Origin of the sequence: Alteromonas sp. 1_MG-2023, assembly GCF_030547075.1 — a bacterium.
In the GTDB taxonomy this organism is placed as follows: Bacteria; Pseudomonadota; Gammaproteobacteria; order Enterobacterales; family Alteromonadaceae; genus Alteromonas.
Genome location: NZ_JAUOQH010000001.1, coordinates 256927 through 271249, shown reverse-complemented (window position 1 = coordinate 271249; position 14323 = coordinate 256927). Strand labels below are relative to the sequence as shown.

The following is a 14323-nucleotide window of genomic DNA, read 5'->3' as shown; positions in this document are numbered from 1 at the left end:
CCAGCGTTACAACGGATTAATTTAAACTATATGGCTGACGATAGCCAAACAAGCCATCTTCTAGCATGCTTCTTTGTGTACCAGACGTGCCGATACCTTTGAAAATAAATTGTAATGACACTCCGGTATCGAATTCGTCGGTAGATTGTTCTCCCGATGAGTCGTAGCGGTTACTTAAACTTCTTTCTGCCACTAATCGTATTGCCCAACAACACGATTCATACTGAATACCTGCATAGGTTTCAATACTACGGTCGCGCTCAAGGTCACGATAGGTTCTTCCTACCCATTGCCAATTTTCGGCAATCGGCCAACTTGCTGATATTCCCACTTGGTCGATGGTTTCGCCACTTAAATCACGAACGTATCGATGACTTAACTGAATAAATCTTTTGGCATCTTTTCGATACTCTATGCCCACACTGCTTAAATCAACTTTGTCGGTGTCTGTGGTAACTTGAATATCAGAATGGGCATACCAGTTTTGGTTAAACCGCCAGTCCATCTCGGCTGCCAGCGCCGAACGGTCCTGATTCTTAGTCGCGGCAATGACCTTGTTATCTTCAAGGTAGAATATCTGACCCAAGCTAAGTACAAATTGTTCCCTATTGTTTTTATCCAATATTCGACTGGTAACACCAAGGGTAACTTGGTTGTTGTCTGATATTCTGTCTAAACCGGTAAATTCTTGCCCTCGAAATAATCCTTCAACATCGGTTAGAAGGGGCGTTGAGTCGTATTGGCCAATATGGGTTTGGTCTTCATAAGAAGTATATAGATACTGGACTTTAGGCTCTAAGGTCATCGCACTGTTTTCACCAAACCATGAAGAGTCTTTCTCGAAATATAGCGCGCCGAATAACCGAGCTTGACCTAAAGTACGCTCTACATTTTCTCTTAAGTCAGTATCTTGAATATTTTCTTGCTTATAAACCGTTTGTAAAACCGTGGTTTCAGCAACAAATTCACCCCAAGCAGCACGAAAAGGCATTGCCAGCGTAGGCGCTACATGAAAGCGCGTTGCCGTTGGGGCAGAGTCAGAGGTGTTATCGAAATAAGCTAACTCTGAATTCACACTAAACTCGAAGTAGCGGCCAAAAGGCGTACGGTAGTCAATTTTAACTTCTGGTAAGGCACGATAGCTATCGGCGGTATCACCCAGAATTTCGAAATCTTTAATTTGCATATTCACCGTTAGGTCTCGGGTGTAATAACCCAAGCTAACGGTACGATAAAGGTGAGTATCAGCGCTGCTATAATAATCAGAGCCTAAATCAACCACATAGTTGTTATCGCTCAACCCGTTAAAATCAACCCCTAAAACCCAATTTTCATTAAGCTGGCCTTGATGTTGTAAACGGTAAAAATAACGATCCGGCGAGCCGTCAATGTCGCTATCGCTCGGCAAATACTCAACGTAAGCCGTACCTTCACTTTTCTCGGTTAAGTAACGAAACTCAGTATTAAGTTGCACGCCGCGCTGGGTCATTACCCTTGGCGAAATAGTCATGTCAAAGTTAGGCGCAATATTCCAATAGAATGGTTGGGTGTAATCTACCCCTGTGCTACTAGAACTGGTTAACTCTGGGAACAACAAACCGGTTTGGCGTTCGTTACTAACGGGAAATGCAAAGTAAGGTAAATAGAAAACAGGTACATCAGCAATATAAAAGCGGGTGTGTTTTGCTTTACCCCAAGCCGTGCCCTTTTCGATACTAATTTCACTTGCCCGAATCATCCAGTCTTCATGACCTTCCGGGCAAGTAGTAAAGCTTACTTCTTGTAGAACGATACCTTCGTTGGTATCAACCAAGATATCCTCAGCAGCACCTTGGCCAACAAAGCCTGTGAGTTGATACCGGGTATTTTGCATTTCCAGGCGTTCTTCTTTTGAACGCAGCGATACCGCATCGCTCTCTACGCTTAGTTGCGCATCACGAAAATGCACATCACCTTTTGCAAGTACGTCTTCACCATTGCCATTGACTTGCGCTTGAGACGCGCTAATGATGGCGCTGTCAGAGGTAATGTCGACATTACCTGAAAATAGCGCAACTTTGTTTTCAATAATTTCAGTACGGTTGGCTTCAACCTTCACGTGCCCCTTCGGCATAAGTGCCGAACTTTTGAAGACAATGGGCTCTACCGAGCAGAAGGCGAGCGGTGAGACTGATTCTGGATTAGCTTCCTGTGCAAACGCGACGTGAGTAGACAATGTCGCGGAAACAAGCATGGCGCAGGTCTTTTTCATGCGGTGGTGAATGGCCTGTTTTGTTATTCGTTGCTTACACTATAATCTTGTGACCTTCAGGCTCACGTATAGTTCTGCATAGAGTTAATAATACGCCAACCTAGTAACGTTGGCAGTTAACGCAATGTAATTAGCCGTCAATTCTAAGCACTTCTGTAGTATTTACCAACCATTGGATTAAAAAAATCGTATTTCTCTTTATCTAAAGGGTGATTTGACGCATATTTATTGGCTTATCGCATAAAAAGTTAATCATCGAATAGACGAAATAAGTCCGCGTTTAGGTTGAAAAGCGTCAAGCTATACCAACTTCTTATGCTTATGTTGTTTGTTATAGCTAAAATTAGAGCACTTATCAGTGTTTAAATGAGTGTATTTGTTGGCTCCGCTATATCAATTTCAAACCTTGCCATCGTGCAAACATCATCATCGTATTAAGCGCTAAAGATTACAGGAGAATGCTGACATGGCTGTGTGGGGAAAAATCCTTGGTGTACTTTTTGGGTTTATGTTTTTAAAAATCCCCGGTGCTGTTTTAGGGTTAATTGTAGGGCATTTCTTTGATAAGGCTTACAGCCGAGACTTTAATCAGCTCGGTGGGTTCGGCCGTTTCTTTACCGATCAAAATAGTATGAAGCAACAAGCGGTTTTCTTTCATAGCTTGTTCTCGGCGCTGGGTCATTTAGCGAAATCTGATGGCAAAGTCACTAGCCGAGAAATTCAAATTGCTACCGCGCTCATGGATGACATGAAGTTAACCGGTGATGCACGTAAAGAAGCACAAGAAGCATTCCGTGAAGGTAAAGCCAGAGACTTTCCTATCACCGACACGTTAAAAGGGTTGTACGAGGCCAGTCATGGTCGGCGAGACATATTGCAAGTTTTCTTGGAGATTTTGATTCAAGCGGCATTTGCCGATGGCAAGTTAACGCAAGAAGAGTATGTGGTTTTAGAAAAGGTGGCGAAGCCGCTAGGCTTTAGACGCCGTGATCTTGATTACCTTATTTCCATGTTTGAAGCTGAAATACGCTTTAGGCAGCGAGGCGGACAAGGCGGGAGAGGAGGTCAAGGCGCCCATGGCCAGCAGCGTTCTTCTCAGCAAAGCGCCTACACCGAAAAACAATCTCTTGATGATGCGTATCGTATTTTAGGGGTTAGTGCATCAGATGACGAAAAAACCATTAAACGGGCTTATAGGAAACGTATGTCTGAGCACCACCCTGATAAACTCGTATCAAAAGGTTTGCCTGAACAAGCCATGGAAATGGCCAAGAAAAAGACCCAAGATATTCAATCTGCTTACGAGCTTATCAAGCAAAAGCGTGACTTTTAATGGCGCGTGAGCTTACTTATGTGCCTGCTACTAGTCAGGCACATATCGATGGCTTTATAGAAATGCTGTGGCTCGAGAAAGGGTTATCTGATCACACTCAGCAAAGCTATCGCACAGATTTAACTAAACTGGCTATCTTTTGTAATAACCAAGGCATTAAAGACATTGCGGTACTTACCACCGAAATGATGCAAGACTACTTAGCTTACCGCCACGATAAAGGCCTTTCAGCACGCAGCACCCAACGTGCAATGAGTGCGCTGCGGGCTTTTTATACGTATTTAATTGGTAAGCAAATACGGGTAGATAATCCTATATCTTCCTTATCGAACCCCAAATTACCTAAATCTTTACCTTCTTCCTTAAGTGAACGTCAGGTAGAAGACTTATTAGCTGCGCCTCTTGTGGAAGACCCTATAGAGTGCCGAGACAAAAGCATGCTCGAAGTGCTTTATGCAACAGGATTGCGGGTAAGTGAGCTTATCGGTTTACAAATGAGCGAGGTAAGCTTGCAGCAAGGCGTGGTTCGAGTTACTGGTAAAGGCAACAAAGACAGGTTAGTGCCACTGGGTGAAGACGCCATTGAATGGCTACTAACCTATATAAAAACTGCCCGCCCTGTGCTGGCCACCAAGCAATCTGACTATGTGTATTTGAGTAAACGTGGTCAAAAAATGACGCGGCAAACCTTTTGGCATCGCATAAAATACTATGCTGTTAAGGCGAATATAGACCAGCACTTGTCTCCGCATACGTTACGCCATGCCTTTGCCACCCATTTACTCAACCATGGCGCGGATTTACGGGTAGTGCAAATGTTGTTGGGGCATAGCGACCTTTCAACGACTCAAATATATACCCATGTCGCTACTGAGCGCTTACAAACCTTAATTCACAGTCATCACCCTCGGGGATAACGCCACCAATTGGTGAGGCAAACGTCAGTGTCACGCAAAGTCGGGTGTGATAGCATTACCTTATGAATCTTCTAAGTGTCGCTATTTTATAAATATTGCTGGGAATTTTTCTCAGTCATATCGGGTCTTATTTAGAATCTCTTTTTTAGTATTTTGAAAGCAAGGTTGCTGTCGGAGTAAATATAGTGAAAGTAGTAAAATTTAGCTTATTAGTTGCAATGGTATTCACCACGAGCCTGTTCGCTAGCATGGCAAACGCTGCAGATGAAGCGGCAATTAAAAACAAGCTGACTAACATGCTGGGACTGGATGTTGAATCTCTTGCTGACTCGCCTATTCCAGGTTTGGTACAAGTATCGACTAACCGCGGGTTTTTCTACGTAAGTGAAGATGGTAAGTACTTAGTCCAAGCCCGAATTCTGAACATCGATGAAGGCATGCGTAATGAAACCGAAGTGGCGTATTCTACACTTCGCGTTGAAGGCGTGAATGAAATGGAGTCATCAGCCATTACGTTTAAAGCTAAAAATGAAAAGCATGTAATCAATGTTTTCACCGACATTACCTGTGGCTATTGCCGCAAGCTTCATAAAGAAGTGGGCGACTTAAACGACATGGGTATTACGGTAAACTACTTGGCCTTTCCTCGTGCTGGTTTAGATAGCCAAAATTATAAAGACATGGTGTCGGTATGGTGTGCAGCGAACCCGCAAAAAGCATTAACTGACGCGAAGGCGGGTAACGATGTTGCAACCGCTCAATGTGCTAACAAGGTTGCAGAGCAATATTTGTTAGGGCAAAAACTAGGTGTAAATGGTACGCCTAATATCGTATTACCTGATGGCTCGCTCATTCCAGGTTACCAACCTGCTGGCATGATTGCACAGGCTATTGAACAAGCCGAATAGCGTCAAATTCAATTTTTAAAAACGCACCATAGCAAAAGTTAATGCTTATGCTAGGTGCGTTTTTTTATGTTCTCATTTTACCTACCTCATTCCCTTGGGTATCATTACCCTCTAATTAACCGTAGTGATGAATGTCGATGATATTGCCTGTAGTGCGCCGTGAAACTGGTGACGCCCCTCTTGCTTCTGCTTTGCACCCTGTAATAGACCGGATTTATCGCGGCAGAAACGTACAAGATGTTAGCGAATTAGAAAATGGCCTGAAAGGCCTTACCCACTTTAATGAGCTAAAGGGTATGGCCGCAGCGGCGAGCATTCTGGCTGACACCATTGAGCAGGATAAGTCGCTTATTATCGTCGGCGATTTCGACGCCGATGGCGCGACCAGTATTGCGGTGTGTATTCACGCATTGCACATGATGGGGTTTAATAAGGTTGATTATTTGGTGCCAAATCGTTTCGATTTTGGTTATGGCCTTAGCGTACCTATTGTGGATATTGCCAAGCAGCGAGGCGCTGACGTTATAATTACGGTAGATAACGGCATTGCTTGTATTGAAGGTGTGACACATGCAAAAGCATTGGGCATAGAGGTTATTGTTACCGATCACCACTTACCGGGTGACGAGCTTCCTCCCGCCGATGCTATTGTGAACCCCAATCAGCCTGGCTGTACTTTCCCTTCTAAAAACTTAGCTGGGGTAGGCGTGGCGTTTTACATCATGCTAGCGCTTAAAACCGAACTACAACAGCGAAACTGGTTTACTGAAAAGACTATTCAAGCGCCTAATCTAGCGTCGCTGCTAGACATTGTAGCCGTGGGCACGGTAGCCGATGTGGTGGTATTAGATAAAAACAACCGAATTTTGGTACATCAAGGCTTACAACGCATTCGAGCAGGTAAATGCAGGCCGGGTATTAAAGCCTTGGTTGAAGTGGCAAATCGAGATTGTGCTCATCTTACTTCAACCGATTTAGGGTTTGTTATTGGCCCTCGCTTAAACGCAGCCGGCAGATTAGATGATATGTCTCAAGGCATAGCCTGCTTGTTAGAAGACGATACCATGCAAGCTCGCATGATAGCCTCGGAGCTTGATGCGTTAAACCGCGAACGTCGTGAAATAGAAACCGGAATGAAAGCGCAAGCTGAACAAGTGCTAGAAAAAATGACCTTAGCTGAAGGTGATATACCTGCCGCATTGGTGGTGTATCAAGCCGATTTCCACCAAGGGGTAATTGGTATTGTGGCGGGGCGCTTAAAAGAACAGTATTTAAAGCCGGTTATCGCTTTTGCTCATCAAGATGATGCTACAATTAAAGGCTCAGCCCGTTCTATTCCTGGGGTGCATATTCGTGATGTACTCGATGAAGTGAATACTCGCTTCCCTGGCATTATTGATAAATTTGGGGGCCATGCAATGGCAGCCGGTTTGAGTTTACCGGTTGCTAATTTAGCAGCATTCGAAAAGGCCTTCATCGACATTGCTAAGCAGCATGTGGATAAACTAGACGGTAACCAAGTACTACTGTCTGACGGCAGCTTAACGGGACAAGAGTTGTCTTTATCTTTTGCCCATTTGCTTAGGCAAGCAGGGCCTTTTGGGCAGGGCTTTGAGTCGCCACTCTTTGATGGTGAGTTTCAAATAGTGCAACAACGACTTGTGGGTGAAAAACACTTAAAGCTGGTATTGCGAGAGCCTTCAGTGGGCGAAGTAGATGCCATTGCCTTTAACATCGATATTAAAGCGTGGCCAAATGCCATGGTAAAACAGGTACGCATTGTCTACCGATTAGATGTAAATGTATTTCGCGGCCAAGAGTCTGTACAGCTTATTATTGAACAGCTAGAAAGCGCATAGATTAAAAAACAGCTAGAAAGCGCATAAAGACAAAACGCGAGAGCCTAAACATTCAAAAACAAAATGGTGCAAGGTAAATAACATGAAATCTGAGACTGACAAATTAATCAGCAAGCATGGTCAGTTGAATCAGTCTGATAATATGAAGGTAGTCTCTCACGTTCAGCGCGAAGAAGATGATTGGGTGCGCAACACCGTAATGTTAGAAGGTATTGATGTGCCCTTTATCTATCGCCGAAAAAAGCTGTACCAAAACTTAAAAGGGGCGCGGGTCAATATCACTTACTACCGACAGGTAGAAGAGGTGGCGGGCATTGAGTTTGAAACCATGAAAGTGGTACGTATCAAACGAAGCTAAGCTGCTGCAACTGCTAGCCATCCTTAATATGAACGCTGCTTTAAATAATGGAAAATGAATGAATAACGACTGGTTGACTGCTTTTGTGTTGCACCGCCGAGCCTATCGGGAAACCAGTTATATTGTTGATTTTTTCACCTTAGAGCAAGGCAAGGTAAGCGCTGTAGCGAAAGGCGTACGTAATAGTAAATCGGATAAAAAGAGTCTTCTCCAACCTTTTCAAGCCCTCAAACTTCAGCTTGCCGGTAAATCTGATTTAAAAAACTTGCGGCAGGTAGAGAGTACCGCGCCATCCATTAATTTAGCGGGCACACCGCTATTTTGTGCCATGTACCTCAATGAACTTACCAATCGAATTATGCCTGCGGGCCTAGCCAGTGATGCGGTTTATGAGGCTTACGAGCAAGCGCTAACGTCGTTGTTCGGCGATGATGATATAGAAATTACGCTACGAAAATTTGAGTTATCGCTTCTAGATGAAATGGGGCTACTACCTGATTTTACTCAGGATGTAGAATATGAAATGCCCATTGAGGCCGAAAAACACTATGTACTGCAGCCTGAATTTGGCTTTTGCGCTTTACCGGATGATGTGCCAAATGGCTACACTAGCAAGGGCTTGCCGGGCAGTGCACTACTTGCCCTAGCAGAAGGGGAATTTACGCCTATAAGTAAACGAGTGGCCAAATTGCTATGCCGTGATTTGCTCAAGCCGCTTATTGGCGATAAACCGCTAAAAAGTAGAGAATTGTTTGTAATTAGAAAGCATTAAAATGATAAGTGTTACGCATATTTAATCACGCTTTTTGCCATGTGATAGCGCGAAAGTTTGTTACAATAGCGCTCAATCAATTTTAGACAGGCAATCAGAGATTCTTCGAAGAAGCGCCGATTGCCAAAAGCCCGTTCTACTATAGGTATCTGTTAATGAGTACACTTCTTCTTGGCGTTAACATCGATCACATTGCCACACTTCGAAATGCTCGCGGCACTAACTACCCCGATCCTGTGCATGCAGCTGATGTTGCAGAGCGCGCGGGAGCCGACGGTATTACTGTGCATTTACGTGAAGATCGCCGCCATATAAAAGACAGAGATGTACGCATTTTGGCGCAAACCATTAATACTCGCCTAAACTTAGAAATGGCAGTTACCGATGAAATGCTCTCTATTGCCGAAGAAGTGAAACCGGTGTTTTGTTGTTTAGTGCCCGAAAAGCGTGAAGAGCTAACCACTGAAGGTGGGCTAGACGTAGCGGGTAATTTAACCGTAATGAAACAAGCCTGTGAGCGTTTAGCGGCAGCGAACATTTTAGTATCTTTATTTATCGATGCAGACAAAAAACAAATAGATGCAGCGGTTGAGTGCGGTGCGCCTTACATAGAAATTCACACAGGCCAGTATGCTGAAGCAACCAATGAAGCAGAGCTTGAAGAAGAGTTAGCCCGATTAGTAGAAGGCATTGAATATGCCGATAAACTAGGGCTAAAAGTGAATGCCGGTCATGGGTTGCATTACCATAACGTGAAACCGATAGCGGCTATACCACAACTTATAGAACTGAATATTGGCCATGCGATTATCGCAAGAGCGGCGTTTGATGGCTTAGCGACTGCGGTAGCTGATATGCGAAAACTCATGTTAGAAGCTAGAAGCGGCATTTAACTTCACGTCGGCTTCATTCGTTTAAAAAGTAAAATAGCTCATCAACGCTAAAAACAAAAAGAGAATACCTTGTGGCCATTGCTGGACTAGGCACAGACATTATTGAAATTGCACGTTTGAATAAGAGCGATGCGACCACAGCGCGCCTTGCCAAACGCGTGCTCACGCCTTACGAACTTAACTTGTACATTGCTAGTAATGAGCCGGTACGCTATTTAGCTAAGCGTTTTGCGGCTAAAGAGGCTGCCGTAAAAGCGTTAGGTACGGGTATTGGTAATGGTGTCAGTTGGCAGCATATTGAAGTGCGTAACAACGACCTTGGCGCGCCAGAGCTTCACTTTTCTGGCGAATTTGCCCTGCGTTGCAAGCAGCGAGCTATTACCTCTAGCGTAATAAGCATATCTGATGAAATACACTATGCGGTTGCTACCGTTATTCTTGAAAATTAACGTAACGGGAGCACAACGTGGCCATATTTTATAAACCCAGCAAGGGCAAAAACAAAGGCAATGTGAAAGGGCGAGTTCGCGGTTCAGGCTCGGGTGAAAAGCAGCACATTGTAAAAACCAAACAATCATGGCCTTCGGTTGATGAGATTAATGCTGCTAATGATGCCATAACAATAGACAGTATGGATTGGCAAGGGCAGGGCGTTGCCCGAGGTGAAACCTTATACTTTGTTGATGGAGCCTTGCCTGGAGAAACCGTACAGATAAAAGCGCTTTCAAGTAACAAGCAAATCGTTAATGCGAAAGTTGCCAAAGTGAATACGCCATCAGAGTATCGCCAAAAGCCATTTTGTGTGGTAGCAAATCAGTGCGGTGGTTGTCAGTTACAGCATGTTGAGCCCAATGAGGCTTTAGCGCTTCGAGACGATGCCCTTAAAAGTTTGTTTCAGCGGAAGCTAGGTTGTAGCGATGAAGCATGGCAAGCGCCCTTAAGTGGCGATAAACCCCAGTATCGCCGCAAAGCCCGCCTAGCAATAGATGCAAGAAACCCAGATAAAATTAAGCTCGGGTTTAGAGAAAGTGCAGGTAAAAATATAGTCACTATCGATGACTGCCCGGTCTTAGTGGAATCACTAAGCCAGCTTATCTCACCGCTTAAATCTGCTATTTCAGGCTTTGCCAGCGCTCGCCTTATTGGCCACATCAGCTTATTGGCTGGTGAAAATACGGTCCAAGTTACCGTTAAACATACTCGTTCATTAGCCAACGATTTTATTACGTCGCTTTCCCAGTTTGCTGTGGAACAAAACGTGAATATGACAATCGAAGACGGTAATGGCAAATTTACTCATTTGCATGAAATAGCGCCAATTACTTGTAACACAGTAGACGGCTTCTATCTGCAACCTGGTCCGAACGACTTTGTGCAGGTTAATGCAGAAGTTAATTCTAAAATGGTGGCTCAGGCTGTGGCATGGTTAGCCCCTAAACCCGGTGAGCGAATAGCTGACTGGTTTAGTGGTTTAGGTAATTTTACCTTACCCATTGCCCACAGCGGCGCCAAGGTAAGCGCGGTAGAAGGTGTTGCTGAAATGGTGCAGCGCGCTAAAAGCAACGCCCTCGAACAGGGCATAACTAATGTGGATTGGATGCAGCTCGACTTGGCTGACGAAAAATCAGTAGATAAAGCGTTAGCGGGTGGGTTCGACAAAGTCTTGCTTGACCCGTCTCGTGAAGGTGCATTGACGGTTTGTCATGCACTGGTTCGAGCAACACCCAATACGATAGTGTATGTTTCTTGCAACCCGAACACTTTTTCGCGGGATGCGCGTGTACTGATAGATGGAGGTTATCAAATGCAAAAGGCGGGTGTGATTGAAATGTTCCCCTTTACCCATCATATGGAAACGATGGCGCTATTTACACGCCAACAGCAATAGCGAGCAGCGGTTATGGTGACAACAAGAAAAGTGCATGCAGCCGATAGACCTCCTTTTGAGGTGTGGCTAGACAGCCTCGATTTAAGTGAAGAAACCAAAGACAAACTTCGCAGTGTGTCTTCTATGCCAGAGCGCCTTCTCGTCGGCCAAGAAATGGTCGAGATACTCTGTCAGTTAAATATGGACGATGTCACCTTGCAGGCGGCATTGGTCTTTCCCTACTGTGAACAACATTGTTTAACCGAAGCTGATATTGAACAAGAGTTTGATAGTGAAATTCGTGACTTAGTCGTGGGTGTAAGGCGTATGGACGCCATCAAAACCTTGCACGCAAGAAAAGTAAACGGTTCTCTGTTCAATGAAAAATCTGATGAGCAACACATAGACAGTATTCGTCGTATGTTGCTTGCCATGGTTGAAGATGTTCGTGCTGTTGTTATCAAAATGGCAGAACGTATTTGTGCTCTGCAGCAGGCTAAAAAAGCCGATGAAGAAACGCGGGTTATGGTGGCTCGTGAATGTGCCAGCATTTATGCCCCTTTGGCTAACCGTTTAGGGATTGGTCAGCTTAAATGGGAATTGGAAGATTTAGCCTTTCGCTATTTACACCCTGTCACCTACAAACAAATCGCCAAACAGCTCGATGGTAAACGTCGAGAGAGAGCTGAGTATATCGACGGCATTGTTGATGATCTTCAATCATTAATGAATAGCGAAAACATTCGCGCCGATGTGTACGGTAGGCCAAAACATATTTTCAGCATTTGGAAAAAAATGCAGAAAAAACGCCTTACCTTCGAACAACTTTTCGATATACGTGCCGTGCGGGTTATCGCTGAACGTTTACAAGATTGCTATGCCGCACTTGGTACGGTTCACGCCAGCTACAAGCATTTACCTAACGAATTTGACGATTACATCGCGACCCCTAAATCTAATGGTTATCAGTCTATTCATACGGTCATTGTGGGGCCTGAAGGTAAGTCGGTAGAGATTCAAATTCGTACACACAAAATGCATCAAGACGCCGAACTCGGCGTAGCGGCGCATTGGAAATACAAAGAAGGCAGTACGGGCAAACAGTCGGGCTACGATGAACGCATCAACTGGCTTCGCCGCATATTAGCGTGGCAGGAAGAAGTGGCCGAGTCTGGTGACATGGTGGAAGAGCTGCGCAGTCAGGTGTTTGATGATCGCGTGTATGTGTTTACTCCGAAGGGCGATGTTATCGACTTACCTCAAGGCGCTACGCCCCTCGATTTTGCTTACTATATTCACAGTAACGTAGGGCATCGCTGTATCGGGGCGAAAGCTAATGGGCGAATTGTTCCTTTTACTTATCAGCTGCATAGCGGCGATCAAGTGGAAGTGCTAACAGGCAAAGAGCTTAACCCTAGCCGCGATTGGATGCACCCTGGTTTGGGGTACGTGCATTCATCTCGTGCCCGCGCCACCATTCATTCGTACTTTAAAAAGCAAGATCGGGATAAAAACCTAGCCGCAGGTAAAGAGCTACTAGAGCGTGAATTACACCGAGCTCATTTGCCGACTAAAATAGCCAATGAAGTGTACGAGAAGTTTAACGGCCACTGCGTAGAAGACTTGTATGCTGCAATAGGCACAGGGGATGTAAGGGTGATGCAAGTCATCAACTACATTCACTTCCTACAAGAGCCTGAGCCGGAAGAGCCAGAAATTAGCCCTAAAGTGAAAACTAAACGCAGTGCTAAGGGCGCAGGCAAGAAAGATGCAGTTGTTGTACAAGGGGTTGGCCACTTAATGAGCCAGCTAGCTAATTGCTGTAAACCGGTACCCGGTGAGCCGATTATGGGGTATATCACCCAAGGTCGCGGGGTGAGCGTACACAAAGAAAGCTGCGATCAGTTGCAGCATTTACTGCAGCAGCACCCAGAACGCCAAATTGAGGTGAATTGGTCACAAGAGCTTAAAGTCGGGTTTGAAACGTCAGTTGATATTTTCTGTCACGATAGAACAGGTTTATTGCGTGATATTACTACCGTGCTCGCGAATGAAAATGTGCCATTACTGGGTGTGAATAGTTTAAGTGATAAACACAGGCAAACAGCGCTAATTACCATTTCAATCGAAGTACAAGACCTCGACACCTTATCAAAAGTGCTTGCACGACTACGTCAGTTAAAAGGCATTACCGATGCAAAACGCAAACAATTCTGAGTTGCCTGAGGTAAAACGACTTCAAGAAATTATGGCGAAGCTTCGAGATCCAGAGTCTGGTTGCCCGTGGGATGTTCAGCAAACCATGGAAAGCCTAACCCGTTATACCATCGAAGAAGCCTACGAAGTGGCTGATGCTATCGCGAAAGGTGAGCCTTCAGATATTCGTGACGAGCTGGGTGACCTGCTGTTTCAGGTGGTGTTTTATTCCCGCATTGCTGAGGAAGAGGGCACTTTCACCTTTAACGATGTAGCGAAAAGTATCAGCGACAAAATGACCCGCCGTCATCCTCATGTATTTGGTGACTCTTCTTCCCAGCCAAGCAGTGAAGAAGGTTTAACTGCACAGTGGGACAGGATAAAAGCGCAAGAGAAAGCGTTAAAGCAAGAGAATTTAAGGCAACAAGCTTCAAAGCAAAATTTAGGAGCCACATCGACCAATAAAGGCAGTAAACCGGTTTTCTCCAGCCTTCTTGATGATGTGCCAGTAGGCATGCCTGCATTAATGTATGCCCAAAAGCTTCAAAAGGCCTGTGCAAAGGTTGGTTTTGATTGGCCAGAAGTTGCGCCTGTTCTAGATAAAGTGCGAGAAGAAGTTGAAGAGATTCAACAAGAGCTTGATGCCGACACTCTGAATCAGCAAGCCTTAGAGGAAGAAATTGGCGATGCATTGTTTGCTATGGTTAATTTGGCAAGGCACTGTAAAGTAGATGCTGATACAGCGCTTCGCAATGCCAGTAATAAATTTGCTAAACGCTTTAAAGTGGTCGAGTCTTTGGCTTTTAAAACAGCCTCAGCCCACGAAACGGTTGCTGCTGATGAACTATTTATGAAAAGCGGCGAGCCCGAGAGTGTAGGCTCACCTTTGATAAATATGACGCTCGATGAGATGGAAGCGCTATGGCAGCAAGCGAAAGTTATTACTGCTAAACCGTAGCGCTGGGCTAG

General features: G+C 44.8%; 12 protein-coding genes. 11 read left to right on the top strand and 1 reads right to left on the bottom strand.

The genetic code is table 11. The annotated features are described in order from the left end of the window. Positions 1-16: 16 nt before the first annotated feature. Positions 17-2251: an LPS-assembly protein LptD gene (gene lptD, locus Q4561_RS01165; protein ID WP_303456808.1), complete on the bottom strand. Its 2235-nt coding sequence runs from the start codon at positions 2249-2251 to the stop codon at positions 17-19. Between the two features lie 466 nt (positions 2252-2717). On the opposite strand from lptD, the gene djlA reads away from it, so the two are divergent. The 11 genes from djlA (at position 2718) to mazG (ending at position 14312) form a co-directional block, all read left to right on the top strand. Next, entirely contained in the window at positions 2718-3584 is an 867-nt protein-coding gene (djlA, locus tag Q4561_RS01160) for a co-chaperone DjlA (RefSeq protein ID WP_303456806.1), read from the top strand. Further along, positions 3584-4501 (top strand): site-specific tyrosine recombinase XerD, encoded by a 918-nt coding sequence (gene xerD, locus Q4561_RS01155; protein ID WP_303456803.1) that lies wholly within the window; start codon positions 3584-3586, stop codon positions 4499-4501. The genes djlA and xerD overlap by 1 nt, the downstream gene beginning before the upstream one ends. 185 nt (positions 4502-4686) lie before the next feature. Next, entirely contained in the window at positions 4687-5409 is a 723-nt protein-coding gene (gene dsbC, locus Q4561_RS01150; protein WP_303456801.1) for a bifunctional protein-disulfide isomerase/oxidoreductase DsbC, read from the top strand. A 137-nt stretch (positions 5410-5546) separates the two neighbouring features. Continuing rightward, complete coding sequence (recJ, locus tag Q4561_RS01145) at positions 5547-7268, top strand: single-stranded-DNA-specific exonuclease RecJ (RefSeq protein ID WP_303457171.1); 1722 nt, start codon at positions 5547-5549, stop codon at positions 7266-7268. Positions 7269-7350: 82 nt separating this feature from the next. Continuing rightward, positions 7351-7626 (top strand): hypothetical protein, encoded by a 276-nt coding sequence (locus Q4561_RS01140; RefSeq protein WP_303456798.1) that lies wholly within the window; start codon positions 7351-7353, stop codon positions 7624-7626. Positions 7627-7684: 58 nt separating this feature from the next. Next, positions 7685-8398, top strand: a complete 714-nt coding sequence (gene recO / locus Q4561_RS01135) for a DNA repair protein RecO (RefSeq protein WP_303456796.1) — start codon at positions 7685-7687, stop codon at positions 8396-8398. A 155-nt stretch (positions 8399-8553) separates the two neighbouring features. After that, positions 8554-9291, top strand: coding sequence for a pyridoxine 5'-phosphate synthase (pdxJ, locus tag Q4561_RS01130; RefSeq protein ID WP_303456795.1), 738 nt, complete (start codon positions 8554-8556; stop codon positions 9289-9291). Positions 9292-9362: 71 nt separating this feature from the next. Beyond that, a complete protein-coding gene (gene acpS / locus Q4561_RS01125; RefSeq protein WP_303456793.1) occupies positions 9363-9740 on the top strand; it encodes a holo-ACP synthase in 378 nt (125 codons plus the stop codon). 17 nt (positions 9741-9757) lie between these two features. Continuing rightward, positions 9758-11179: a 23S rRNA (uracil(1939)-C(5))-methyltransferase RlmD gene (rlmD, locus tag Q4561_RS01120; RefSeq protein ID WP_303456792.1), complete on the top strand. Its 1422-nt coding sequence runs from the start codon at positions 9758-9760 to the stop codon at positions 11177-11179. A 12-nt stretch (positions 11180-11191) separates the two neighbouring features. After that, on the top strand, positions 11192-13375 hold the full coding sequence (relA, locus tag Q4561_RS01115; RefSeq protein ID WP_303456790.1) for a GTP diphosphokinase: 2184 nt from the start codon (positions 11192-11194) through the stop codon (positions 13373-13375). After that, positions 13353-14312 carry a nucleoside triphosphate pyrophosphohydrolase gene (mazG, locus tag Q4561_RS01110; protein ID WP_303456787.1) on the top strand — a complete coding sequence of 320 codons (960 nt, stop codon included), beginning with the start codon at positions 13353-13355 and terminating at the stop codon, positions 14310-14312. Before relA ends, mazG begins: the two co-directional genes overlap by 23 nt. Positions 14313-14323 lie beyond the last annotated feature (11 nt).